At 40.5% G+C, this 24,705-nt stretch carries 22 protein-coding genes; 4 read left to right on the top strand and 18 right to left on the bottom strand.

The window, feature by feature from the left end; all coding sequences use genetic code 11:
* Positions 1-13: 13 nt before the first annotated feature.
* Positions 14-1,654: an acyl-CoA mutase large subunit family protein gene (locus tag ACOZ9X_RS05850; RefSeq protein WP_423417363.1), complete on the bottom strand. Its 1,641-nt coding sequence runs from the start codon at positions 1,652-1,654 to the stop codon at positions 14-16.
* 185 nt (positions 1,655-1,839) lie between these two features.
* Between ACOZ9X_RS05850 and prli42 the strand changes: the two genes are divergently transcribed.
* Complete coding sequence (prli42, locus tag ACOZ9X_RS05845; RefSeq protein ID WP_197130929.1) at positions 1,840-1,932, top strand: stressosome-associated protein Prli42; 93 nt, start codon at positions 1,840-1,842, stop codon at positions 1,930-1,932.
* 41 nt (positions 1,933-1,973) lie between these two features.
* On the opposite strand, the gene ACOZ9X_RS05840 is transcribed toward prli42, so the two are convergent.
* The 5 genes from ACOZ9X_RS05840 to ACOZ9X_RS05820 form a co-directional block, all read right to left on the bottom strand.
* Positions 1,974-2,465, bottom strand: coding sequence for a L,D-transpeptidase (locus tag ACOZ9X_RS05840; protein ID WP_423417362.1), 492 nt, complete (start codon positions 2,463-2,465; stop codon positions 1,974-1,976).
* 299 nt (positions 2,466-2,764) lie between these two features.
* Entirely contained in the window at positions 2,765-3,712 is a 948-nt protein-coding gene (locus ACOZ9X_RS05835; RefSeq protein WP_423417361.1) for an aromatic acid exporter family protein, read from the bottom strand.
* 111 nt (positions 3,713-3,823) lie between these two features.
* Positions 3,824-4,537 carry an amino acid ABC transporter ATP-binding protein gene (locus ACOZ9X_RS05830; protein ID WP_423417360.1) on the bottom strand — a complete coding sequence of 238 codons (714 nt, stop codon included), beginning with the start codon at positions 4,535-4,537 and terminating at the stop codon, positions 3,824-3,826.
* Positions 4,530-5,189, bottom strand: a complete 660-nt coding sequence (locus ACOZ9X_RS05825; RefSeq protein ID WP_191753884.1) for an amino acid ABC transporter permease — start codon at positions 5,187-5,189, stop codon at positions 4,530-4,532. The genes ACOZ9X_RS05830 and ACOZ9X_RS05825 overlap by 8 nt, the downstream gene beginning before the upstream one ends.
* An 18-nt stretch (positions 5,190-5,207) precedes the next feature.
* Positions 5,208-5,993 (bottom strand): transporter substrate-binding domain-containing protein, encoded by a 786-nt coding sequence (locus tag ACOZ9X_RS05820; RefSeq protein WP_423417359.1) that lies wholly within the window; start codon positions 5,991-5,993, stop codon positions 5,208-5,210.
* Between the two features lie 131 nt (positions 5,994-6,124).
* On the opposite strand from ACOZ9X_RS05820, the gene ACOZ9X_RS05815 reads away from it, so the two are divergent.
* Entirely contained in the window at positions 6,125-6,550 is a 426-nt protein-coding gene (locus tag ACOZ9X_RS05815; protein ID WP_423417358.1) for an NUDIX domain-containing protein, read from the top strand.
* A 224-nt stretch (positions 6,551-6,774) separates the two neighbouring features.
* On the opposite strand, the gene ACOZ9X_RS05810 is transcribed toward ACOZ9X_RS05815, so the two are convergent.
* The 9 genes from ACOZ9X_RS05810 to ACOZ9X_RS05770 all read right to left on the bottom strand — a co-directional run bounded on the left by ACOZ9X_RS05810 (position 6,775) and on the right by ACOZ9X_RS05770 (position 17,534).
* Positions 6,775-7,203, bottom strand: coding sequence for a BrxA/BrxB family bacilliredoxin (locus ACOZ9X_RS05810; protein ID WP_144699187.1), 429 nt, complete (start codon positions 7,201-7,203; stop codon positions 6,775-6,777).
* A 166-nt stretch (positions 7,204-7,369) separates the two neighbouring features.
* On the bottom strand, positions 7,370-8,710 hold the full coding sequence (locus ACOZ9X_RS05805; protein WP_423417357.1) for a dihydrolipoamide acetyltransferase family protein: 1,341 nt from the start codon (positions 8,708-8,710) through the stop codon (positions 7,370-7,372).
* A gap of 18 nt (positions 8,711-8,728) precedes the next feature.
* Positions 8,729-9,712, bottom strand: coding sequence for an alpha-ketoacid dehydrogenase subunit beta (locus ACOZ9X_RS05800; protein WP_066395978.1), 984 nt, complete (start codon positions 9,710-9,712; stop codon positions 8,729-8,731).
* 14 nt (positions 9,713-9,726) lie between these two features.
* Complete coding sequence (locus ACOZ9X_RS05795) at positions 9,727-10,719, bottom strand: thiamine pyrophosphate-dependent dehydrogenase E1 component subunit alpha (protein WP_423417356.1); 993 nt, start codon at positions 10,717-10,719, stop codon at positions 9,727-9,729.
* 13 nt (positions 10,720-10,732) lie between these two features.
* Positions 10,733-12,154, bottom strand: a complete 1,422-nt coding sequence (gene lpdA / locus ACOZ9X_RS05790) for a dihydrolipoyl dehydrogenase (RefSeq protein WP_423417355.1) — start codon at positions 12,152-12,154, stop codon at positions 10,733-10,735.
* A 26-nt stretch (positions 12,155-12,180) separates the two neighbouring features.
* A complete protein-coding gene (buk, locus tag ACOZ9X_RS05785; RefSeq protein WP_423417354.1) occupies positions 12,181-13,293 on the bottom strand; it encodes a butyrate kinase in 1,113 nt (370 codons plus the stop codon).
* A gap of 27 nt (positions 13,294-13,320) precedes the next feature.
* Complete coding sequence (gene bcd / locus ACOZ9X_RS05780; protein ID WP_423417353.1) at positions 13,321-14,421, bottom strand: branched-chain amino acid dehydrogenase; 1,101 nt, start codon at positions 14,419-14,421, stop codon at positions 13,321-13,323.
* A gap of 19 nt (positions 14,422-14,440) precedes the next feature.
* On the bottom strand, positions 14,441-15,346 hold the full coding sequence (yqiS, locus tag ACOZ9X_RS05775; protein WP_423417352.1) for a phosphate butyryltransferase: 906 nt from the start codon (positions 15,344-15,346) through the stop codon (positions 14,441-14,443).
* A gap of 130 nt (positions 15,347-15,476) precedes the next feature.
* Positions 15,477-17,534 carry a sigma 54-interacting transcriptional regulator gene (locus tag ACOZ9X_RS05770; RefSeq protein ID WP_423417351.1) on the bottom strand — a complete coding sequence of 686 codons (2,058 nt, stop codon included), beginning with the start codon at positions 17,532-17,534 and terminating at the stop codon, positions 15,477-15,479.
* 145 nt (positions 17,535-17,679) lie between these two features.
* Here ACOZ9X_RS05770 and ACOZ9X_RS05765 point away from each other — a divergent pair, with 145 nt between their 5' ends.
* The gene (locus tag ACOZ9X_RS05765; RefSeq protein WP_137788941.1) at positions 17,680-17,916 is read left to right on the top strand and encodes a DUF2627 domain-containing protein; all 237 of its coding nucleotides are present in this window, start codon (positions 17,680-17,682) and stop codon (positions 17,914-17,916) included.
* Positions 17,917-18,165: 249 nt separating this feature from the next.
* On the top strand, positions 18,166-19,191 hold the full coding sequence (locus tag ACOZ9X_RS05760) for a tyrosine-type recombinase/integrase (protein ID WP_423417350.1): 1,026 nt from the start codon (positions 18,166-18,168) through the stop codon (positions 19,189-19,191).
* Between the two features lie 32 nt (positions 19,192-19,223).
* Here the strand turns inward: ACOZ9X_RS05760 and ACOZ9X_RS05755 are convergent, their stop codons facing one another.
* From ACOZ9X_RS05755 to ACOZ9X_RS05745, 3 genes are all read right to left on the bottom strand, one after another.
* Entirely contained in the window at positions 19,224-19,775 is a 552-nt protein-coding gene (locus ACOZ9X_RS05755) for a hypothetical protein (protein WP_423417349.1), read from the bottom strand.
* Positions 19,776-19,958: 183 nt separating this feature from the next.
* A complete protein-coding gene (locus ACOZ9X_RS05750; protein WP_423417348.1) occupies positions 19,959-21,914 on the bottom strand; it encodes a hypothetical protein in 1,956 nt (651 codons plus the stop codon).
* 67 nt (positions 21,915-21,981) lie between these two features.
* Positions 21,982-24,699 carry a phage tail tape measure protein gene (locus ACOZ9X_RS05745; RefSeq protein WP_423417347.1) on the bottom strand — a complete coding sequence of 906 codons (2,718 nt, stop codon included), beginning with the start codon at positions 24,697-24,699 and terminating at the stop codon, positions 21,982-21,984.
* Positions 24,700-24,705 lie beyond the last annotated feature (6 nt).

The following is a 24,705-nucleotide window of genomic DNA, read 5'->3' as shown; positions in this document are numbered from 1 at the left end:
CTCCTCTCTATTTTTAGACGCCTGTATACTCTCCAAATTCTTCACGAAGCACACCGCATATTTCTCCGATCGTACAATATGATCTCACGCATTCGACGATGATCGGCATCAAGTTATCATCGCTTTTAGCAGCAGCACGTAACGATTCCAACTGAGCGCTCACTCGGTTTTGATCTCTCTTTGATTTCAGTGCCTGCAGTTTTTCTTTCTGTTTCTCTCCTAAAGTTGGATCGACTCTTAATAATTCGGGCTGAGCTTCATTTTCAATACTAAATTTGTTCATCCCTACGATGATCTCTTGACCACTCTCGATCTTTTTTTGTGTTTCATAGGACGTATGGTGGATCTCACGCTGCATGTATCCTTGTTCGACGGCAGCAACAGCACCACCCATCTGATTGATCTTCTCTATATATTCGTTTGCTTTTCGTTCCAGCTCATCTGTTAAATGTTCTACGTAATAAGAACCCGCAAGTGGATCAACAGTATCAGCTACACCTGTTTCATGAGCTAAGATCTGCTGAGTACGAAGAGCGATTCGAGCCGAATCTTCAGTTGGTAGAGCAAGTGCTTCGTCTCTTGAGTTCGTATGAAGACTCTGCGTTCCACCTAGGACGGCTGAAAGTGCTTGGGTTGTAACTCGTACGATATTGTTATCAGGTTGCTGTGCCGTGAGGGTTGAGCCTCCCGTTTGCGTATGAAAACGAAGCTGCCATGACTTTGAATTCTTAGCTCCATAATGTTCTTTCATAAGTTTTGCCCACATTCTACGAGCCGCTCTGAACTTCGCAACTTCTTCAAAGAATTGATTATGAGCATTAAAGAAAAAGGCTAAACGTGGAGCAAAGTCATCGATATGTAATCCAGCTTCTATGGCAGCATCCACATAGGCAAGTCCATTTGCGATTGTAAAAGCAAGTTCTTGTGCAGCATTTGCCCCAGCTTCTCGGATGTGATAGCCAGAGATGCTGATCGTATTCCACTTTGGCACATATTCCTGACAATAGCCGAAGATATCTGTGATCAATCGCATTGAAGGCTTTGGCGGAAAAATATAAGTACCACGTGCGATGTATTCTTTTAAAATATCATTCTGTATCGTTCCCGAAAGTTTTTCAGGAGCCACTCCCTGCTTCTCAGCAACAGCGATATACATAGCGAGCAAAACAGAAGCAGGTGCATTGATCGTCATCGAAGTACTTACCTTATCAAGCGGAATGTCTTTTAAAAGAGCTTCCATGTCTTCGATCGAATCAATCGCTACTCCTACTTTTCCTACTTCACCGCGTGACATCGAGTGATCTGAATCATACCCGATCTGTGTAGGAAGGTCGAATGCTACAGAAAGTCCGGTCTGCCCTTGATCAAGTAAATAGCGAAAACGTTTATTCGTTTCTTCAGCAGAACCAAATCCTGCGTATTGTCTCATCGTCCAGAATCTTGCACGGTACATGGTAGATTGAGATCCGCGGGTGTATGGATATTCTCCTGGAAGCCCGAGGGATTCCATCGGATAATGCTCATCTTCCGTACCATACAGCCTTTCAACCTCTATATCTGATGAAGTATGAAATCTCTCTTTTCGTTCTGGAAATCTATTCATTGATTGTGCGGTCTTTTCCTGCCATTCTTTTATACGCTGTTGTTTATCCATTAGAAGCCTCCTGTTTAACAAAGAAAATAGTCTCAACATAACATCTTTCGTTTTGTAAGCGCTTTTTCCTGCTTGAAAGCGCAAATTTTCGACTAAATTTGCAATTTGGTCTCTTAGGATTTCTTGTTTCTGCTTTCCAAACACGGTACAATTAAGTTGGAAATGTTTATAGGAGGGTTATGGCTTTGAATCAAAAACTAATAAAAACGATTGTGTACGTTATGATCATCTGTCTAGTTCTAAGCAGTCTTTTAACAGGAGTCGCTTTTTTCTTATAAAATAGTTAACCCCCAGTCCTCGATGGACTGGGGGTTTTACGTTACTGTTTTATGATCTCATCAAAACTTTTTTGGGAGTGAACAACTTTTATCTTTGTGCCTATCTTTAGTTTGCTGTAAAGCTTCTGAACATCTTTTTCATACATCCGTATGCAGCCCGCTGTGACATATCTTCCGATGGCTGATGGATTATTATTTCCATGTATTCCGAAAGTGCGACCGTCTGTACCGTTTGCGTCAAAACCGATCCAGCGTGTGCCGAGCGGATTCGTTTTATCTCCACCTGGTATATCCTTTTTTCGATAATAAGGATCTACAGCTTTTACCGTGATGGTAAATTCGCCTTCTGGTGTTAGTTCTTTCGACTTTCCTGTTGCAACTTTATAAATTTCTTTAACCGTTCCCCCTTCAACGTATGCCAGTCTGTTGGATGTCTTATTAATGATTAGATAAGGGTCTCCTAAGGCTTCTGCGTCTCCGATCGGCCATATTGGTGAAAATAACAAGATAAGAGCTATACTGAATTTTCCCATTTTGATCACCCTGTCATTTTTTACTTAGTATTTGTAAATGCAGGGGAAGTCATGAGTTGCTTTTTTGTTTTTTCTTAGCTGCATTTGAAAGGAGTTGATTTCCGTTCCAGGCGCTCGCTTTCCACGGGGCAGGCGGTGAGCCCCTTGCCGCTTTGCGCCATTAAGGGTCTCACCTGACCGCTTGTCCCGCAGGAGTCTCGCACCTTACACTCCAACCAACTTATTCAATGAAGACAAGTAATAAAATGAAACAACCTTTATTAGCCAATCTGTAAAAAAATATGAAAAATAAAAAAATTCTACTTCTTAAATTTACTTTTGATAATCAAGTAATCCTCGATGTCTTGGAGTAACTGATAGAGCTTTGAGCGTGTTTCGAATTCGTCTCTGTCTTTTGGCAGATGCATCTCTCGGAACTCTTGTCTCATGTTTTCTAGATCATCTAAGAACAAAACGGCTGTATTTCCTGGGTGAACAGCAGCGCTTAGGCGTTCGAAGAAGCTGCCTAGTTTTTCACACTGTACATATGTCTTATCGATGGAAGAAATGATAGGAAGCATTCGTTGAATGATCTCAAACTGTTTTTCCCTCATCTTAAAATAGTGATAATACTGGTTTTCGTAACGAAGAAAATGATTTTCAATGTCCCGAAAGGCAATGCTCTTCGCGTTCGAGATGAGATCTGCGCATTCTGTAATCTCTTTTCCGTCCCATTCGTGTTTATCATGAGCTAAGTACAGATGAAATTCATGAAAGATCACTTTGTATCTTTTTTCGAGTTCCCTTTGCATGTTTAACAGTATTTTTTCCACCGAAGGCATGTAGAGGTTCATGATTAATCCCATCCCTATACCGATAACGATGATGCTAAATTCATTAAACACGATTTCCCATGTAACCTTCTGAAGCGTGTATAGATGAAGGATGATGACTGACGATGTGATAATGCCTTCCTTCAGGTTTAGGGATACGAGCGTTGGGATGAACAGAATCAAAAGTATGGTTAGCGCATAAGGATGATAGCCGACCAGCGAGAAGATCGCACTCGCAAACCCTATTCCAAGAATACAAGCTGCAAATCTTTCCCATGAAGAGATGATCGACTTCTTTTTCGTTATCTTTATACAGAGAATAGTTAGTATTCCGGCTGACGTATAAAAATCTAACCCTAGCCACTCTGCTAAAGCGATAGCAAGGCCTGCTCCGATTGCAGTCTTCAATGTTCGATAGCCAATTGTAAATTTCATCAAATGCATGCCTTCTTTCCGATCTCGTTCTGCACCTTGTACCATTATTCCATAATTCAAGGATAATTAGAAACGAAAAAGGACTTCAGCTAAGAAGTCCTTTTTTAAGCATTATAGCACTTTTTCTAAGAAAGCTTTAGCTCGATCTGTTTTCGGATTTTTAAAGAAAATAGCAGGTTCTTGATCTTCGACTAATTTTCCATCATCCATGAACATAACACGATCAGCAACTTCTTTTGCAAAGCCCATCTCATGTGTCACGATAACCATCGTCATTCCAAGCTTGACGAGGTTCTTCATCACCTGCAGCACCTCTTTCACCATCTCAGGATCTAGAGCGGAAGTTGGTTCATCAAAAAGCATAACTTCAGGTTTCATCGCGAGTGCTCTCGCTATAGCCACACGCTGCTTCTGACCACCTGAAAGGTTAGAAGGATAGCTGTTCGCTTTATCACTCAACCCAACGGTTTTAAGAAGATCTAAAGCTTCCTTCTCAGCTTCACTTCTCGAGATCTTCAATACTTGCTGCGGCGCGAATGTAACATTTTCTAAAACAGTAAGATGAGGAAATAGATTGAAATGCTGAAACACCATTCCTATCTTTTTACGAAGATGAAGTTCCATCTCGTTAATATCCTTACCTTCTACTAAAATCGAACCTTCATCGTGAGTTTCTAACAGATTCAAACATCGGAGAAACGTAGACTTACCTGATCCTGAAGGCCCGATCACAGCGATAACTTCTCCTCTTTTGATTGAAGTTGAAATTCCTTTTAACACTTCATTATTACCGAATCTTTTCTTCAAACCTTGAACATCAATCACTCTTAGCCAGCCTCCTCTCCATAACTCGACCAGCCAACGTCAACATCATAACTAACAGATAATAAACAAGCCCCGCTAATAATAATGGTTCAAAAAAGCGATAGTTGCTCGCGCCAACGATTTGAGCTCGTCTCATAATATCAAGCGCACCGATAACAGAGACGATCGCTGATTCTTTTGTTAATGTAATAAATTCGTTCATTAATGCAGGTAAAATATTCTTAAAGGCTTGTGGCAGAATGATCTTCAACATCATCGTGCGGTATGGAACACCTAAAGCCATAGCAGCTTCTTTCTGTCCTTTGTCGACTGCATTAATACCCGCACGAATAATTTCTGATATATAAGCTGCAGAGTTAAGAGCAAACGTTAGAACCCCTGCTGAGAATGCGCCAATATCGACTCCTGTCAGCTGAGGTACAGCATAATAGATCAACAGCATCTGAAGAATTAGAGGCGTTCCTCTAAAGACCGAAGTATATGCATCTGCAAACCATCTTAAAATTTTGATCTTACCTATCTTAAATAAGGAAAGTACGGTTCCCCATATAAATCCTAATACTAACGATACCGCCACGAACTGCAACGTAACCCATATTCCGTATAGAATGTACGGAATAGAAGGCACGAGCTGGGCAAAATCCAAGTTCATGCCTACCACTCTCTTTCTCTATTTTTTAACACCGAACCACTTTTCAACAAGCTCGTCCAATGTACCGTCTGCTTTCATCTTCTTAAGTTCTGCGTTAAATTCTTTTGTTAGCTCACTGTCCTTAGGAAACGCGATTGCCGATCCTGCAGCGTCTGTGTTTGGTAGGGCAAACGAGGAAAGGTCTTTATTTTTCTTTAAAAATTCGTAAGCTACTGCATCTTCAATAATTGCCGCATCTACACGGTTTGATTTCATCTCTTGAACCAATTCTGTTACTTTGTTACGCTGAACAACCTCAAATTTATGGTCTTTTAATAATTTGTCTGCTTCTTTTTCTTGAATGGAAGCCAATTGAACACCAATCGTTTTGCCTTCAAGATCTTCTACGCTTTTAATCGCTTTATCCTTTGTAACGATCAATTGTTGAGCTGCATAATATTCATCTGAAAAATCTACTGTTTTTCTTCGTTCTTCATTCGGTGTCATACCGGCGATTACAAAGTCAGCTTTGCCGCTGTCCAATGCAGGAATCAATCCGTTAAAGTCCATGTCCTTTATCTCGACCTTGTAGCCTAATTTTTTTGCGATATGATTCGCTACATCAATATCAAAGCCTACAATTTCTCCGCCTTTTGCTGTTTCTACATATTCATATGGTGGATAATCAGCTGAAGTTGCCATCACTAACGTCTTCTCGGACGAGTCGCTTCCTGTATTAGTAGCACTCTTTTCTTCTACTGCTCCACATCCCGCCAACAACGCGAGTACTATGATAAAATAAAGGCTAAAAAGATTTCGTTTCATTTGTAGTTCCCCCTGTATAAATCATTTATATTTATTCGTTAAAATGAATATTAACACATAAATATGCAAAATTAAGTATTTTAATAATTCTGAATGTATTTATATGCATTTTATTAAGGTGGTTGATTAACATGCAATTTGGTGAAGTGATGAAAGATGTTACATATCGGAAACGAGAATCAGTGTATGCCATAGTTTGGGATGAAAATAAGAATATTGCCGTCATGATTCAGAACGGCAAAGCATTCTTACCAGGTGGCGGTATAGAAACTGGAGAGGATCATGAAGTCTGTTTGAAAAGAGAATGTATTGAGGAAACAGGCTTTACTTTTCAGATGGAGCAATTTGTGGGACATGCAAAGCAATATTTTCAAACGAGCCAAGGCGAACATCTAATGAATGATGGGTATTTTTATACAGGTTCATTTGGGAAGGATACAAATGAACCGTTAGATCAGGATCATGAATTGGTCTGGATGAATGTTGATCAAGCCGAGAAGCTCCTCTTTCATTCGTCTCATGTTTGGGCTTTGAGAAAGGGACTTGGGTTGGATTAAAAGAGTTTTTGTGGGTTTGTGAGCATTAGTTCAATGATCGATCTTAAAATTGATCATAAATCTTTGGAGCCGCTCATAAATTCCCGGAATCGCTCACAAATCCTTAGAATAGCTCATAAATACAAAGAATCAATCATAAATCCATTTTCACCTACGTTTAATGAGCAATAAAAAAGCTGGCTCAATTTCGAGCCAGCTTCTTTCATTCATACACACTTAAATCCTTACTTACAATACGTTTCAAATGCACTTCTTAGCTTGTTTACGACTTCCATTGGTTCATGGCCTTCGATCTCATGACGTTCGACCATCATTTGAATCTCTCCATCTTTTAATAGAGCAAAAGATGGGGATGATGGCGGGTAGCCAGTAAAGTAAGAACGCGCTGTCTCTGTTGCTTCTTTATCTTGTCCGGCAAATACTGTAACAAGATGGTCCGGGCGAACGTCTTGTTTTACCGAATATGAAGCCGATGGGCGTGCGATTCCACCTGCACATCCACAAACGGAATTAATCATAACGAGTGTTGTACCTTCTTTTTTGAAAGCTTCTTCAACATCTTCTGGTTTGAATAGCTGTGTATAACCAGCCTCTACCATTTCTTTACGAGCCGTCTCTACTACATCATTAAAAAGATTAAATTGAAAGTTCATTCGTATTCAGCTCCTTTCTTTCTTATTGTACTCAATTATGGTCATATAAAAAAGAAAAATGCCGTAACATATACGGCATTTTTCTTAGGGGGTTATGGGGTTTGGAGGTGTTGATAGTTATCTCTACCCGCAATAAAACCCTCATAAACATGAAAAACACATTTTTTTAATAAATGGATGTGTTTTCTTTTGTCATGCTTTCTAAACGAGCTTTTACTGAAGCTAAGAAGCGCCCGCAAACAAGCCCATCAAGAACTCGGTGGTCAAGAGAAAGACAAAGATTAACCATATCTCGTACAGCGATCATGCCATTGTTCATAACAACCGGACGCTTCACGATCGATTCTACAGAAAGGATAGCCGCTTGCGGATAGTTGATGATAGGCGTAGACATAACAGATCCAAAAGAACCTGTATTATTTACAGTAAACGTTCCGCCTTTCATGTCATCACCAGCTAATTTGTTCGTTCTAACTTTATCTGCTAGTTCCTTAACATCGCGTGCGATTCCTTTGATTGACTTTTCGTCCGCGTGTTTAATGACTGGAACATATAGTGCATCATCAGTTGCGACAGCAATCGAGATGTTGATGTCCTTTTTCTGAATGATCTTATCTCCTGCCCACATGGAGTTGATCTGCGGGAATTCTTTTAGCGATTCTACAACAGCTTTGATAAAGAACGGCAAGAACGTAAGGTTGTATCCTTCTTTTGTTTTAAAATCACCTTTTACAGAATTACGATATTCTACTAAGTTCGTTACATCCACTTCTACCATCGTCCAAGCATGAGGTGCCTCGTGTTTTGAACGGACCATGTTTTGAGCGATTGCTTTACGAATACCCGATACTGGAATTTCAATATCTCCAGGCATTGTGTCGATCGTAACCGGCTTTAATGCTGGTGCAGATTGTTGTTGCGCTGGAGCCGTTTCTTGAGAGCTAGATGAAACAGGTGCTGCTGAAACATCTTCTATAGCTGGCTTGTTACCTTTTGTAGGAATCTGACCGGAATCAATAATCTTTTGGAGATCTTTGCGAGTGATTCTTCCGCTTTGTCCTGATCCCTCTACTTGGTCTAGATCAATGCCATGTTCAGATGCCATACGTACCACTGCAGGTGAAAAACGTCCTCTAGCCGCTCGATCGACGTTTGCCGCAGGCTTAGCAGCATTCGAACTCGAAGATACTGAAGGTGTTGAAGCTGTTTCTGCAGGTTTCTCTTCTTTTGAAGATGAAGCCTCAGGTGCACTTCCCCCGCCTTCTCCTTCTGTATCGATATAACAGATCAGCTCACCAACAGAAAGTGTATCGCCTTCACCAGCAACTAATTCTTTGATTGTTCCGCTAAAAGATGATGGAACTTCTGCGTTTACTTTATCGGTCATAACTTCAGCTAATGGATCGTATTTTTTAACCGTATCTCCAGGCTGTACCAACCATTTACTGATTGTACCCTCAGTTACACTTTCCCCTAACTGAGGCATTGTAATTTTTTCTGTAGCCATTAAAGTCCCCTCCTATTGTTAAAATGCCGCAAGATCTCTCATGGCTTTTTCTACTTTATCAGGATTCACCATAAAGTGCTTTTCCATCGTTGGTGCATAAGGCATTGCAGGCACATCTGGACCAGCTAGACGTTGGACAGGTGCATCAAGTTCGAACAAGCAATTTTCAGCGATGATCGCTGAAACTTCGCTCATGATGCTTCCTTCTTTGTTGTCTTCTGTTACAAGAAGTACTTTACCTGTTTTGGAAGCCGCTTCGATGATCGCTTCTTTATCTAACGGATACACGGTACGAAGGTCAAGAATATGAGCTGAGATTCCGTCTTTTTCAAGCTTTTCAGCAGCTTGAAGAGCAAAGTGTACACAAAGTCCGTATGTAATAACGGTAATATCTTCACCTTCACGCTTCACGTCCGCTTTTCCAATCGGCAATGTATATTCTTCGCTCGGTACTTCACCTTTAATCAGTCGGTAAGCACGTTTATGTTCAAAGAAAAGAACAGGATCTTCGTCACGGATAGCAGATTTCAAAAGACCTTTTACATCATAGGGTGTAGAAGGCATTACAATCTTTAAGCCTGGTACGTTAGCGAATAGTGCCTCAACAGATTGTGAGTGATAAAGCGCACCATGGACACCGCCACCATATGGAGCACGGATCGTAATCGGGCATGTCCAATCATTGTTCGAACGATAGCGGATCTTAGCCGCTTCAGAAACGATCTGGTTAACCGCAGGCATAATAAAGTCAGCGAACTGCATCTCTGCGATCGGGCGCATTCCATACATGGCAGCGCCGATACCTACACCTGCGATAGCAGATTCCGCTAGGGGTGCATCGATTACTCTTTCTTCACCAAACTCTTCAATTAATCCAGTCGTTGCACGGAAAACTCCTCCGCGTACACCAACATCCTCACCTACTACAAATACTCGCTTATCGCGTTGCATCTCTTCGCGAATCGCTTGTGTTACAGCATCAATATATGAAATTACCGGCATCTCGTTTTCCCCCTTTACTCTGCGTAAACATGAAGAAGTGCGCTTTCAGGATCCGCATATTTTGCGTTCTCTGCATATTCTGTAGCTTCATCCACTTCTTTTTGAATTTCGTCTGAGATCTGTTTTTCTAATTCTTCTGTTAAGATATCATTCTCTTTTAAGTAAGCAGCAAACGTATGAATCGGGTCTTTTGCTTTTGCTTCTTCAACCTCTTCACGCGTTCTGTATGCACGATCATCATCATCGGATGAGTGAGGTGTTAAACGATAAGCTACTGTTTCAACTAAAGTAGGACCTTCACCGCGTCTACCGCGATCAGCAGCCTCTTTTACAGCTTCATAAACAGCTAATGGATCGTTCCCATCTACCGTCACACCTGGCATACCATAACCGATCGCACGATCAGAAACGTTCACACAAGCGAGCTGTTTTGAGATTGGAACAGAGATTGCGTATTTATTGTTCTCACACATAAAGATAACAGGAAGTTTATGAACAGAAGCAAAGTTTGCTCCCTCATGGAAATCTCCTTGGTTTGATGATCCCTCACCAAACGTCGTGAATGTGACAAGGTCTTTTCCTTCCATTCTTCCGCCAAGCGCGATTCCTACAGCATGAGGAACTTGAGTAGTAACCGGCGAAGAACCTGTTACGATGCGCAGCTTTTTAGAACCAAAATGTCCTGGCATCTGGCGTCCGCCGCTGTTAGGGTCTTCTGCTTTGGCAAAGCCAGAAAGCATCAGGTCTTTCGCTGTCATACCAAACTGCAAAACAACACCCATGTCGCGGTAGTACGGCAACACAAAATCTTTCTCATTATCTAGCGCCATCGCTGCACCAACTTGTGCTGCTTCTTGACCTTGACAAGAAATAACGAAAGGAATCTTACCAGCGCGGTTCAACAGCCACATACGCTCGTCAATTTTTCTTGCTAATAACATCGTTCTATACATATGGATGACATCTTCATTCGTTAAACCTAATTGTTCATGACGTAATTCTGCCATTTGTTTTACCTCCTTAGAAATGGATCGCTTTTCCTTCAACAGCTAATGCTGCTTCACCAAATACTTCTGATAGAGATGGATGTGGATGGATGGTATGAGCCATCTCCCACGGTGTTGCGTCTAAAACTTTCGCTAAACCAGCTTCAGAGATCATATCCGTTACGTGAGGGCCGATCATATGAACACCTAAAAGATCATCAGTATCTTTATTTGCAACGATCTTTACAAACCCGTCACTTTCACCATAAACAAGAGCTTTTCCGATCGCTTTAAAAGGAAACTTGCCAACTTTAACGTTAAAGCCTTGGTCTTTTGCTTGTTTCTCAGTAAGACCTACACTTGCCATCTCTGGACTTGAATAGATACATTTCGAGATATTATCGTAGTTGATCGGTTCAGGCTTCAAGTTAGAAAGGTGTTCTACTGCCGTAATTCCTTCGTGAGATGCTACATGCGCCAGCTGAAGTCCTCCGATTACATCTCCAATCGCATAAATGTGGCTTTCTGCGGTTTGGAAATATTCATTCGTCTCAATGTATCCGTTTTCAACTTTAATGATGGTGTTCTCTAAGCCGATTCCTTCTGTGTTCGCCATACGCCCGACAGAAACTAGCATCTTCTCGGCACTAAATTGTTTTGTCTCGCCTTTGTGTTCAGCAGAAATCATCACGCCTTCGCCTTTTTCTAACGTACCAGGAAGGACTTTTGCACTCGTTACAAGCTTGATGCCTTTTTTCTTAAGTACACGCGCCGCTTCTTTCGAAATCTCTTCGTCTTCTGTTGGTACAATTCTGTCAGCATATTCAAGCACGGTTACTTCTACACCAAGATCATTGAGCATAGACGCCCATTCAATACCGATTACCCCACCACCGACGATGATGATTGATGCTGGCAAAGACTCCATCTCTAATGCTTCATCACTAGACATTACGAGATTTCCGTCGATCTCTAACCCTGGTAACGAACGTGGTCTAGATCCTGTTGCAACAATCACGTTCTGCGGGATTAAAATCTCATTTTCTGTGCCATCATTAAACTCAACTGAAATCGTGCCAGGCATCGGTGAAAAGATGGATGGTCCAAGGATACGTCCGATTCCTTCATAGACTTCGATCTTTCCTTTTTTCATCAAACTTTGTACACCCATATGTAGTTGATTTACGATGGATTGCTTACGTTCTTGCATCTTGGAAAAGTTCAAGCCAAGTCCTTCGATCTCAACACCAAAGTCTGCAGCTTTTTTTGCCGTTTTGTATACTTCAGCACTTCTTAATAAAGCTTTACTTGGGATACACCCTCTATGTAAGCAAGTACCTCCAAGCTTTCCTTTTTCAACCACTGCAACGGTTTTTCCTAATTGAGCAGCTCGGATGGCAGCTACATAGCCGCCAGTCCCTCCGCCCAATATGACCAAATCAAAGTCTTTTGACATAAGCTCATATCTCCTTTTGCTGTTAGTTAGTCCAGTGACACTCTAGCAATAGTTTTTCCGCCAGGATAAACTTTTGCTGTTTCTTCTTCTCTTAATACACGAAGGCCACCTTCTGCTAACGCTTGAAGCTCATTCTCACCCGGCTGAATGATACAATCAGAAATCCACTCAACCCGGTCTGTTATCTTCTTAACAAATTCTTTTCCGAAAGCGAGACCGCCCGTTAAGATGATCGCATCGACTTGTCCATAAAGAACGGTACTTGCTGACCCGATCTCTTTTGCGACTTGATAAGCCATCGCGTCATAGATAAGCTCGGCATTTTTGTCACCGTTCTCGATTCTTTCTTCAACGGTTCTTGCATCGTTTGTTCCCAGGTAAGCCACAAGACCACCTTGGCCAACGAGCTTCTTCATCACTTCTTCTGCATAAAACTCACCAGAGAAGCAAAGTGAAACCAAATCACCTATCGGAACAGTGCCTGCACGTTCAGGAGAGAAAGGTCCCTCTCCATGCAGTCCGTTGTTTACATCAATCACTCTTCCGTCCTTGTGGACACCTACCGTGATTCCCCCGCCCATGTGTACGACAATAAGCCTTAGAGCTTCGTAAGATTTATTCAGCTGTTTCGCTACGCGTCGCGCAACAGCCTTTTGATTAAGCGCGTGAAAAATACTCTTTCTTTCCATTTCGGGAACACCCGAAATTCTTGCGATCTCATCCATCTCATCAACAACTACTGGATCTACGATAAAAGAAGGGATATTTAAACCTTCTGCTATTTCGAATGCCAATATCCCACCTAGATTTGAAGCATGTTCACCAGCGTAACCATCCTTCAAATCCTTGAGCATCGGTTCATTAACGCTGTACGTACCGCCTTCGATCGGTCTTAACAAACCGCCACGGCCGACCACACAACTCAGTTTTGAAATATTGATGCCCTCGTAGTCTAATGCTTCTAAGATCGTTTCTTTTCTAAAAGTGTACTGATCAATAACAGAATCAAACGAATGGATGGTTTCTGTATCATGACGGATCGTTTTTTCAAATACTGGCCGTTCGTTATCGAAAATTCCAATCTTAGTAGAGGTTGACCCCGGATTGATCACTAGTATGCGAAATTCTTTTTGATGCACGTTTCAAACCTCCATTAATACGAACTCTTAACGAGATCGGTTAGACAAGATATGTCTTTCGTTTAATAGGAACTGACTTCTAGACATTCTCATGCGTTCGATACGCTCTTCTGCAAGGCGATCTGCTGCTAAGTAAGTCGGGATGTTATCACGTTTTGAAATCTCGATAACACTCGCGATGTTGTCATAGATTGTTTCTACTTTTTTCATAGCACGATCACGGTTGTAACCGTTAAGCTCATCAGCTACATTGATAACTCCACCAGCGTTGATTACATAGTCTGGTGCATAAACGATTCCCATCTCATGAATCGCATCACCGTGACGCGTTTCTTTCAGTTGGTTGTTAGCAGCTCCTGCAATAACTTTTGCTTTGATCTGTGGAATCGTATCATCGTTAATAATAGCTCCTAGTGCACATGGCGCAAAGATATCGCAATCTACACTGTAGATCTCATCGATCTCAACAGCTTTTGCTCCAAAGTCTTTAACTGCACGTTGAACAGCTTCTTTATTAATATCTGTAACGATCAATGATGCGCCTTCTTCGTGAAGGTGTTTACATAGTGTATAAGCAACATGTCCAACGCCTTGAACAGCGATCACTTTTCCTTCTAGAGAATCTGTACCAAACGCTTCCATCGCCGCTGCTTTCATACCGCGGTATACACCGTAAGCCGTTACTGGAGAAGGATTACCACTTGAACCGAAAGCAGGTGATACACCCGTAACGAATTGTGTTTCTTGGTAGATTAGGTCCATGTCTTCAACCGTTGTACCCACATCTTCTGCAGTAATATAACGCCCGTTAAGGCCTTGAATATAACGACCGAACGCACGGAACATTTCTTCGTTCTTGTCTTTCTTTGGATCACCGATAATTACTGTTTTACCGCCACCAAGATTCAATCCCGCCGCTGCGTTCTTATAAGTCATCCCTTTAGCTAGTCTGAGTGCATCTTCAATCGCCGCATCTTCTGTTTCATACGTCCACATTCTTGTTCCCCCAAGTGCAGGACCTAATGTCGTATCATGAATACAGATAATTGCTTTTAGACCAGATTGTTTATCTTGGCAGATCACCATTTGCTCATAATCATAAGTTTCCATATATTTAAAAATTTCCATTGTGTTTTCCTCCTAAGATTTAATTATCAGTGATGACTGAATTTACCGCTAAAGCGATAGAATAATATTTACTTTCAGCTGAATCCGCTCTAGATGTTAGAACGATTGGTGCTTTAGCTCCACATATTACTGCTCCAACTTTTGCTCGAGCAAAGTAGATCAGAGATTTATACAATACATTTCCTGTTTCGATATTTGGAACAAGAAGGATGTCAGCATTTCCTGCAACACTTCCTGTGATTCCTTTGTGAGCTGCAGCTTCCTTTGATACGGCATTATCTAAGGCCAAAGGACCTTCTACAATACCACCTTGAATTTGATTCCTAAGGTTCATAACCATCAGACTCGCTGCATCCAATGTTGCTTGCATAGCAGGATTGACATTCTCTACCGCAGCAAGCACTGCAGCTTTCGGAACTTCCACACCCGTTCTAACCGCAAAATCGATAGCATTTTGTAGAATCTGAACTTTTTGATTAAGATCAGGCTCTATGTTCATGGCAGCATCCGTAACAAAGATTAATTTTTCAAATCCTTCTACTTCGAATGCAGCAACATGTGATAGCACTTTGCCTGTACGGAGACCAAATTCTTTATTTAAAACTGCTTTTAAAAGAGCAGACGTTGAGATGAGCCCTTTCATCAAAATATCAGCGTCTCCATCATGAACCGCTCTTACCGCCTTTAATGCAGCCGAAGCTGTATCAGTAGGAACAACTTTAATCCCATCTAACGAAACATCCGCGTTTCTTTCTAACCAGTCAGAAATTTTGTTACCGTTTCCAAACAGAATAAAGCGGGCGAGCCCTTCTTTGTATGATTTCAGTATGCTTTCCAAAACCTCCTGATCTCCAGCTTCTGCCACTGCGATGACTGGTTTCTCTTGCTGATTTTTGGCTTGGCTCACCAAGTTTTGTAAACGCATGCTATCCCCCCTTGTTAACCGCTATATTAACAATGCAATTTTCATGCCAACTATTAAACGTGTAATAAAAGTCCATATCAAATATTAGTATGCATTTATTTGCAGAAACGTTGCAATATTTTGCATGAAATTATTTGCGCGATTTTTCGTCGAGATCGTATTTTTCTAATTTATAATAAAAATTTCGAAGTGAGATACCCAGTGATTTAGCTGTTTTTGTCTTGTTGCCACGAAATCTCTCTATAGCTTCTGTTAAAATACGTTTTTCAACCGCATCCATTTGTTCAGCTAAGCTCTTTTCATTATCAGTCGTATCAGCCATTTCTTTCAGATGAATATCCTTTTTCTTCGATGGTTCTAAAGATAACAGAGAAATATGACTCCGGTTGATCTGTGAATCCGTATGACTCATGTGGATGATCGCTCTGCCTAATACGTTTTCAAGCTCTCTAACATTTCCCGGCCAATGATACGCTAATAAAAAGTCCTCTGCATCCTTGCTGATATAATCAATGTTTCTTCCATAGTCTTGATTTAGCTTCTGCAGAAGGTGATGTGCTAAGAGCAAAATATCATTGTTTCTCGCTCTTAATGGCGGAATATAAATCGGCATCCTGTTGAGCCTGTAGTACAAATCCTGCCTGAACGTACCATCTGCGATCATTTTTTCAAGATTCACATTCGTTGCGGCGATCACACGGACGTTGATCGGAATGGCTTTCGTCCCACCAACACGTCTGATTTCATTCTCTTGTAGAACACGCAAAAGTTTGGCTTGAGTGTTCTGAGACAACTCTCCCACCTCATCTAAAAAGATGCTTCCGCCGTTGGCCTCTTCAAACAGTCCTCTTTTCCCGCCTCTTAATGCACCAGAAAAAGCTCCTTCTTCATAGCCAAACAGTTCACTCTCTAATAACGATTCAGATAACGCTGCACAGTTGACGCGTATAAATTTATTAAACTTTCTGCTGCTCGCATTATGTATCGCATGAGCAAAAAGTTCTTTTCCCGTTCCAGATTCACCACGAAGCAGAACGGTCGCAGGAGTAGAAGCAGCGAGCTTTGCTTGATCGATCGCAAAACTCATCTCTTCTGATGAACCAATTATATCTTCAAACGAATATTTAGCTTCAAGTGTCCGAATGATCTGTCTTGCACGGTTGAGTTCTTCTGTAAGTCCTTTTATTTCAGATACATCGTGAATGACACCTACACTGCCTTTTAATAGACCATCTACGATAACAGGCGCAACATTAACAATCACATCTTTGCGGTTTGGCCCAACTCGTAATCGGGCACCTCTCACAGGTTTTCTTGTTTTTAAAACCTGCATGTGTATACTCTCACCTTCAGATATATCCGTTGTTGCCGGTTTTCCAATCACTTGCTCGGCTGTGTATCCTGTGAGCCTCGTATAAGCAGGATTGATCATGATCCCTTTTCCTTCTTCATCAACTACAGATATAGCTTCCTCAGAAGATTGGATGATTGATCTTAACATCGTTTGGATGCTTTTTAAATTCGTTACTTCTTCTGCCAGATCCACGATTTCTGTAATATCTTTAAAAACAGCAAAAGCGCCAAGCTTTCGACCTTCATGATTTAGGATCGGTGTTCTTGTTGTATAGATTTTAGTGCCATTCGCTAAGATTTGTTCTTGATTAACTTCTTCTATGCCTGAGTCCATAACTCTTGGAAGCTGACTATTAGGCATGACTTCTAGAATGGATTTACCTACAACTTCCTCTTTGGATAAACCTGTCATCTTTTCAGCACTCTTGTTAAATATGGTGATCGTTAAATCTTGATCGATCACAATCATGCCATCATGTGTATTATCTAAAATTGTTTTAAGTTGTTGTAGATGACTAATGTCTTTTTTATTTTTCGTTTCGTCAGATATGGTTAACAAAAATCTAAACTGTGCCGTAGTCAATCTTCCCGACATTGGATATTTGGTCTCGTTTAGCAGATTTGCCGTTTCTTTAAGTGAATCTGAATAAACGATTACATCTATTACCTCTTCTGGTGCCGATGAATATGTAAAAACTGGTGTGTTATTAAATTTGGCCGGCAACGATTGAAGAGGTTCTTGAAAGATAGCTGCAAGTTCAAAAAGTTCGGATTGATTGATCTCTTGAACCAATTCAATTTCTTCTTGCGTTGCCAACAATACGATCCTTTGCAACAATTAGCCCACCTTTTTATTATAACATGCAATATTTTTCACATACTCATCATAGCTCACTATGAAAGGGTTTGCAAACTTAATTTGCATCGACAATAATTTTAACTTTATGTACAATAAGACGAGTAGAGGAGTGGAATTCTTCATGAGCAGATATGCAGCATTAGTAATCGTATTAATCCCTGGAATCATGGCCGTGATGGGCATTAAATGGATGAGAGACACGTTATTCGGAGTTTTACAGTTTCCGTTTCCATACTTATGGTTACAGTTCATCGCAGGATTGTTAAGTTTCTTAGCAGGCTTAGCTTTTGTAGGCGGATTCATTTTTTACAGAGATCGCAAAAGAAATAAAGTCCAGTTAAAATACAGAAAAAAATAACCATCTCAGTTAAGAGAGATGGTTATTTTTTGTAGGTAAGTATTGTAATTATGCCATGACTTTATGTTCGATTCGAAGCTTATCTGCGACCATCGCGATGAACTCAGAATTCGAGAACGGTATGTAAGCCGCTAAACTTGCGCCAAACTTGGCGTTAAGCTAGTCGTATCTATCTCGTTCCGATAAACTTTACCGGTATTTGTCCGAACCTTTACGAAAAATTCATCGTAAAAGGAGACGTGCAAAATTATGCAAAAGTACGGGTTTATGAAGAGGAAAGCAAGCGATAAACTAACGCTTAACTTTGACGAGTGTGTAACGTTGTTTGTGGCAGCAAAACGTTTACAGAAACGTAGCGATCGAACGATTAACACGTATCAACAAACTTATCAGGCGTTTAGCAGATGGCTCACGGATAAAGAATACGATTATGTAGACGGAAACATAGCGAAGGAATACATTGAGTATATTTCTTTCGAGAAACATCGATGGGATAATCACCCTACGAGTCCTACCGGTGAGAAAGGGTTGTCGTCGCGGGCCGTAAACAACATCGTACGTAACTTAAAAGTCCTTTTCAATTTCTTGGTTCAAGAACGAATTATTACTGCTTCTCCTTTTGAAACCGTAAGATATCAAACTGAACCGAGAGATACTTTCGAAGTATTTACGGACGAAGACGTATTGAAATTACTTGATGTACCAAACCGTAGAACCTACACGGGTAATAGAGACTATGTAATGATGCTAGTGCTAATGGATACAGGTCTTAGAATCCGTGAGCTAACCTCACTTAAAGTTAAGGACATTGATTTCAAGATTCAACAGATAGTTGTACGAGCTGAAAATACAAAAACATACTCAATGCGAGTAATACCTATCTCGGATAAGTGTACGAAAGAACTTAGAAATCTGCTTGAGTATATGACGCTTGATGACGAAGAAGAATACGTATGGCTTACGCAATTTGGAGAACGTTATATGGCGGATACTTTTTCGAAGATGCTTAAAAATTACGGTAAAAAAGCAGTTGTTTTAAACGCTCGTGTTTCACCGCATACTTTCCGTCATTATTTCGCGGTTAAATACCTTAAAAGCGGGGGAGATACGTTCTCTCTAATGCGGATTTTAGGTCACTCTGATATGTCAATGACTCAGCGTTACGTTAAATATACGAATATGGACGTTCATGATCGACATAATACCGCCAGTCCAGTTATGAACTTGTTAGATAAAGGGAATGAACGTAAAAGAGGAAAAGTATTATTTAAATAATAAGAAATAGAGACGCTCATCGCGTCTCGTTTTTATTTAAACAAATTCAGTAAGAATGAATTTGTCCATGCAAGATTATTTGTTTGTACGTAATGATCAACATCTATTATTAAACTTTCAACTAAGTATTCATAACGATCCTGTTTTATTTCTTTAGACATAAGCTTCTCTGTAAGTCCTTTAAGATGATTTATCATAATTACATCATTTTCATTAAACATTAAAGTCCCATCTTCTGTCGAAAGTAGTTGATTACATTTTTGAATGATTTGTTCTAAATCTATATTATGTTTGACCTTATTCAATGAGCTTAGGGCAAGTGATTTTACCATTAGTAAAGCGTCATCCCTAGCGGATAATTTTAAACGATTAAACGAAAATAATAATAATTGATGTAGCGCAAAGATAATTGTAACTTTATCTAAGAATTCAAATTTTGTAATTTCTTTCACCCAATGAAATAATGATCCTTTTTCCAAGTAAGAATAGATGGTTAGCGTGATTATAACAATTGAGATTATTTCAAATAAGTATACAAATTTTTGGACTTTCAGCTGCCTGCTATAATTTTTATTCCTATCCATAGAATTCCCCACCCATCAATCAATATCTATACAAGCGTAAGTATATCTTCATAACCAAAGTTTTACAATTCAGATGTATCCTATAAGAAATAGCTTCGTCCTTCTTCCATTTCGCTTAAATAAAAAAGACCCGACCGAAGCCGAGTCCGTTTTGTTGCGTATTTTGATCCAAATGCTCATGTACTAAACACTCATTACAGTTCTAACAACAACATCTATTCCTTTGATATATGTTGCGCCAGCTCTGGTACAAGTAAATGTAATCGTTTCATTTGTTGTATCAATTGTATAAGATAACGCTAAAGGATCTCCGTGTGTAATGGATGTAATTTGATTTATTGTAGAAATACTTGCATAACTACTCCCATCCGATAGCATTGCTGAATATTTCTTGTATGCAATGTGGTTTGAATTACTTCCGTATCCAAGAACCTCAAATTCGTAAATAACTACACTAGATGCGTATGCAGATACTTGATAATTTGGGAAATCTAATGGAACTGTAACGCTCACTGTTGCGCCTGTCGTTTCTAAGATGTTACTAAATTTCATACTCTTACTTTTGTCGTTGAAGCTTTTTGAAATATATTTATTGCTATCTCTTTCGTGATAATCACGCCAGTTATATCCTACTACATTCCCCGTTAATGCTTTTTCAGTGAGAACATTTCCTTTACTATATCCCCATTGCGCTACACCCGCCGCATTATAGTAAGTTATATTCTTTTTAAACTTCCCTTGTGTCTCAATGCTGATTTCATTTCCGTTGGAACCAGAAATAAAATGTGCCAAAGCTTCGTTTGTAGACTTATTGATAATCTTAGCAGTAATTTTAGAAGTGTTTGTTGTTACTACAGCTAACATAGGGTTTGTTTGTATAGACGATTCACTACTTAAAACAACTATATTATCCCAAGTACTATCAGTGCCACCTGTCCACACGCCTGTGATATTGTAATCTACAATATCACAAGTTATGTTTTTAAATGTTAGATTCTTAATAGATGCTTGTAAATTTGTATTTACACCTACTAAAAATAATGAAGCATTATTTTTGTAGCTAGTCATTGATTTTGGGGAACAATAAATGTTCTCAATAGTGCTATCAATAGCAGTACCTTTGACTACTACAGCTCCAGATTCCGCCATGGTAGTGTGAATATTGCTTATTGTCGTGTTTTTAATTCCTGTTGCTTGAATAGTAGCACCAGTCCCAAGTGAGTTTCCTAGTAAATCTCCATACTCTCTAATATTGTTCACATATGAATTCTGCAAACCTGCATAAATAAGATGTGAAGGTCCATATACGTTGTTAGATAGATTATGTCTTTTTGTGCCTCTGATGTTGTTAATATACGCGTTTCTAATTCCATCTGATAGTAAGTTGCTATAATGAGATGCTTCAACATCAACTATTTTTAATTTACCACCGTTACTTGAAAAACTTCGTATTAATGCATCATATGTGTTAGAATCTGTTTCACCGATACAACTAATATTTTTAAACGTAACATTATCATAGTTACCATTTAAAGCAATAATGGTATTAAATGAGTATTGCGTTCTAGTTACACCATACTGAGTAACAGAATCGGTAGTTGAGTTGAAACTTCCTTGCCAAATGAAGTTAGCGTTTTCAAATGATACGTTTTTAGTGTCATTAATTAAGAAAGTAAAATAGTAAGTCCCTCCATTTTGCCCCTTACCTACTTTTAAAGTTGCTCCGTTAAAATCTATACTCACATTTGATGGAATCTGAATCGTATCAACTTCATTTAAAACAGGTAAATTATATTCAGCTTTTTCAAACTTTAATTTGCCTCCGCCAGCATCTTGTAATTTAGAGATAGCTCTTTTTATTCTTGGTATATCCGTTACCTCAGGCGTCTGTTTCTGAAATGAACTCATTAAGTACGTATTCTCCGCCAGCTGTGCATCAGCATCATTCAATCGATCGCATAAAAGTGTAAACTCTCCACGCGCATCGACGACCTCACTCGGTTGTGGTGTACCGATAATCAAATTATCTACACGTTGTTTCTGTGCTTGAATATCAATATCGATATTATTAAAATTGGAGTTTAAATCATTACGGAAATTCCTGTTAAATTGAATACCGATATTTTTATATTTTCCCATTAATAAACACTCCTTCTCAAATTAAAAAGACCCGGGTTTCCCGAGCCTCGTTTTACCGTCATTTATTTTAAAATCTCGTTTTACCTATCCTACGTAAATTTTCACGTTCGGCGTCAAACGCAAGCATCTGATCGATATGTTTATACGTAGCTTTACCGACCATATAACCATCCATCTCAATCGTAAGATCCGGATTTATACTACGTAGAACACTTTCGATATTACCTAGTAAGTGAATAGCTCGCTCATCCGTTAATCCGTCGGACATACTTGCCGCTGGCGTATTTAATTGCTGAAACAATGACGCCTGTTGAGCTTCGGTTAACACCATTTCGTTACGTAGCAACCGTACATCGATTTCGTGATGTGACGGCGGTAACGATAAAGCCGGGGATCCACCGGTATGGAATTTCGGCCGTTCAAAAGTACCGCCCTGGTGCCTCGAAGTGTCCACTCCGATACTACGAGCTGCCCGTTCCGATTGCGTAATTAGACGTTTGATTTCCGTAATGTTAACCGTTTTGTTAATCGACTTTGAAAGAACGTCATTTAAACGTTGTGCAAGCGCGATTCCATCTGCTACCCTCGAGTTAACACCGGATTGAGCACCAGTAATACGGTTAACAGCGTCCTTTGCAGCGTTTAATTTACCGATTTCACGGTCGATTGTCGCGATTGCTTCCCGGTACTCCGAGTTATTCTTGTCTTTTGCGCTAGTCGATTCGTCCAATTTACGCTTTTGTTCCATCAACTTGGCGATTTCGTTGTCAACTAAACGAATACCGTTGCCTTTTTTGTTATTAATACCGACTTGTTGTAACTCGATGTTAACGAGCTTTTGGTTAATCGTATCTAACTTTTGTATTTCTTTATCAGATTCCGCCAAACTTTCACGCTGTTTCTCGATTTTTCCTTGTTCTTTAGCGATTCTTTCTTTTGCCAACTGAACGTCATCCTGTGCGTTTAATACAATGGTTTGCTGAAGATCAATTTCCTTCTGAGCGTAGAGGTTCTTATTCGCTTTCATATCAGCTAAAATCGCTTCTTGTTCTGCAAGGAAGACTTCCTGTGTCTTACGAGTCTCTATTAACTCCTTTTGTCTTTCTATAGCTCTATTCATTCGGTTTAGTGCTGCTTCACGATCACTCATCAAATCGTTTAACTTCGCTTCAGCTTTAATTTTCTGATCGTTAAGTTCATTACGCATTCCGTTAAGTTGTTCGTCAGACAACTTTTTAGCAGCATCCGCATTTTTTAGTAGTATGTTACCCTGATCGGTTAATACCTTGTTTGAATCCGGCACCTTTTTAACCAGGTCATCGTTAGCTTTTACGAGGTTCTGCATTTCTTGCGCTGACAAACCGGACTTCTCGCTCAGTTTCGCTTGCTCGTCTTTTAAACGCGCAATAACCGCAGGGGCAGCCGTTTGGTTAAGTAGCGTAGTAATATCCAGAAACCGTTGCATCTCGTCGCTAGAAAGTCGGTTTTTAGCCGATAGCGTTTCAAACGTGGTAATTGATTCATTCAACGCGTCATTATTCTGTTTCATAGCGTTATAGTTATCGAGTGAGACTTTCGTATGTCTTTCGTGTGCGTCTGAAGCCGCAACTGCTACACCCGCGAGCGCCGATAATCCTAATATGATATATCCCGCCGGACCGAGTGCTAACGATAAGGCACGTAAAGAAGTACCGAGTTTAATTGCTGTTGTTGCGAGTAAGGCAACGCCGGCTGCTGCACCTGTTGCACGAAGTCCAGACGTAAGTAGCGCCGGGTCCATTTCGTTTAGGACGCCGAGTACATCCGTCCCAAATTCGGTTAGCTGGCGGAAGGTTGGAAGCATCTCATTCCCGATAGAAATTCCAAGATTTTCGGCGGCGGACTGCAGCTCCTTAAATTGACCGAGTAGGGTATCCATCCGAACTTTTGCGACCTTTTCCGCTACTCCGCCGGAGTTCTCGAGTTCAGTCGTAAAGTCGGTTAACGTTCCTTGCCCGGCATCGAGTAACGCTAAAAAGCCGGATGCCGCTTCGGTACCTACGAGTTGAGCTACCGTTTGAGCTTTTTGTGTTTCCGTCATACCTTCCATTTTGGATCCGATGTGACCGATTAGTTCCGGTAATGGTTTCATTTTTCCGTCAGCCGTAGAAATCTCGATACCTAACGCTTTAATCGCATCTACCGTTTGACCAGTCGGATTTGCAAGCGATAAGAACGCCGCTCGAAGTACGGTACCGGCTTGCCCGGCTTTAATTCCGTTGTTGTGAAGGATTCCGGCGGCGCTCGCGGTTTGTTCTAGACTGATTCCCAACGCTTTCGAAACCGGTGCTACGTATTTCATTGCTTCGCCAAGTTCTGGAATACTTGCGTTTGAAGCATTTGCAGCTTGCGCCAGTACATCGACTACCTCTGAAGCTTTAGACGCCTCTAAACCGAATCCGGACATAATATTCGTAGTTATATCACTTGCCTCGGCCAAACCAACCTGGGCCGCCGCTGCCAAATTTAAAAGTGCAGGCATAGTCTGGATAATTTGATTCGTATCATAACCAGCAGTACCTAAGAAGTACATCGCATCAGCTGCTTCTGAAGCGCTAAATTGCGTAGTAGCTCCGAGGTCTTTCGCTGTTTTTGTCAATGAGGCAAAATCTTCTTCGCTGGCGTTAGTTACGGCTTTGATTTTCGCCATAGACTGTTCGAAATTAGCTGCGACGGCAACGGACGCTCCAAGACCGGCAACAACCGCCGATCCCATCGCTAAAGCTCCGATTTGAATTCCGGTCATAGATTT

Source organism: Fictibacillus nanhaiensis (genome assembly GCF_049537595.1).
GTDB lineage: Bacteria > Bacillota > Bacilli > Bacillales > Fictibacillaceae > Fictibacillus > Fictibacillus nanhaiensis_F.
Note: the sequence above shows the minus strand (reverse complement) of the source record. Positions and strands in the feature narration are given on the sequence as shown.

Excerpts from the sequence above, each read along its gene's own strand:
- ACOZ9X_RS05805 (WP_423417357.1), bottom strand. The coding sequence starts at position 8,710 with ATGGCTACAGAAAAAATTACAATGCCTCAGTTAGGGGAAAGTGTAACT.
- ACOZ9X_RS05840 (WP_423417362.1), bottom strand. The coding sequence starts at position 2,465 with ATGGGAAAATTCAGTATAGCTCTTATCTTGTTATTTTCACCAATATGG.
- bcd (WP_423417353.1), bottom strand. The coding sequence starts at position 14,421 with ATGGAAATTTTTAAATATATGGAAACTTATGATTATGAGCAAATGGTG.
- ACOZ9X_RS05760 (WP_423417350.1), top strand. The coding sequence starts at position 18,166 with ATGCAAAAGTACGGGTTTATGAAGAGGAAAGCAAGCGATAAACTAACG.
- lpdA (WP_423417355.1), bottom strand. The coding sequence starts at position 12,154 with ATGTCAAAAGACTTTGATTTGGTCATATTGGGCGGAGGGACTGGCGGC.
- ACOZ9X_RS05825 (WP_191753884.1), bottom strand. The coding sequence starts at position 5,189 with ATGAACTTGGATTTTGCCCAGCTCGTGCCTTCTATTCCGTACATTCTA.
- ACOZ9X_RS05810 (WP_144699187.1), bottom strand. The coding sequence starts at position 7,203 with ATGAACTTTCAATTTAATCTTTTTAATGATGTAGTAGAGACGGCTCGT.
- ACOZ9X_RS05800 (WP_066395978.1), bottom strand. The coding sequence starts at position 9,712 with ATGCCGGTAATTTCATATATTGATGCTGTAACACAAGCGATTCGCGAA.
- ACOZ9X_RS05850 (WP_423417363.1), bottom strand. The coding sequence starts at position 1,654 with ATGGATAAACAACAGCGTATAAAAGAATGGCAGGAAAAGACCGCACAA.
- ACOZ9X_RS05815 (WP_423417358.1), top strand. The coding sequence starts at position 6,125 with ATGCAATTTGGTGAAGTGATGAAAGATGTTACATATCGGAAACGAGAA.
- ACOZ9X_RS05835 (WP_423417361.1), bottom strand. The coding sequence starts at position 3,712 with ATGAAATTTACAATTGGCTATCGAACATTGAAGACTGCAATCGGAGCA.
- yqiS (WP_423417352.1), bottom strand. The coding sequence starts at position 15,346 with ATGCGTTTACAAAACTTGGTGAGCCAAGCCAAAAATCAGCAAGAGAAA.
- ACOZ9X_RS05750 (WP_423417348.1), bottom strand. The coding sequence starts at position 21,914 with ATGGGAAAATATAAAAATATCGGTATTCAATTTAACAGGAATTTCCGT.
- ACOZ9X_RS05755 (WP_423417349.1), bottom strand. The coding sequence starts at position 19,775 with ATGGATAGGAATAAAAATTATAGCAGGCAGCTGAAAGTCCAAAAATTT.
- ACOZ9X_RS05765 (WP_137788941.1), top strand. The coding sequence starts at position 17,680 with ATGAGCAGATATGCAGCATTAGTAATCGTATTAATCCCTGGAATCATG.
- ACOZ9X_RS05745 (WP_423417347.1), bottom strand. The coding sequence starts at position 24,699 with ATGACCGGAATTCAAATCGGAGCTTTAGCGATGGGATCGGCGGTTGTT.
- ACOZ9X_RS05820 (WP_423417359.1), bottom strand. The coding sequence starts at position 5,993 with ATGAAACGAAATCTTTTTAGCCTTTATTTTATCATAGTACTCGCGTTG.
- ACOZ9X_RS05795 (WP_423417356.1), bottom strand. The coding sequence starts at position 10,719 with ATGGCAGAATTACGTCATGAACAATTAGGTTTAACGAATGAAGATGTC.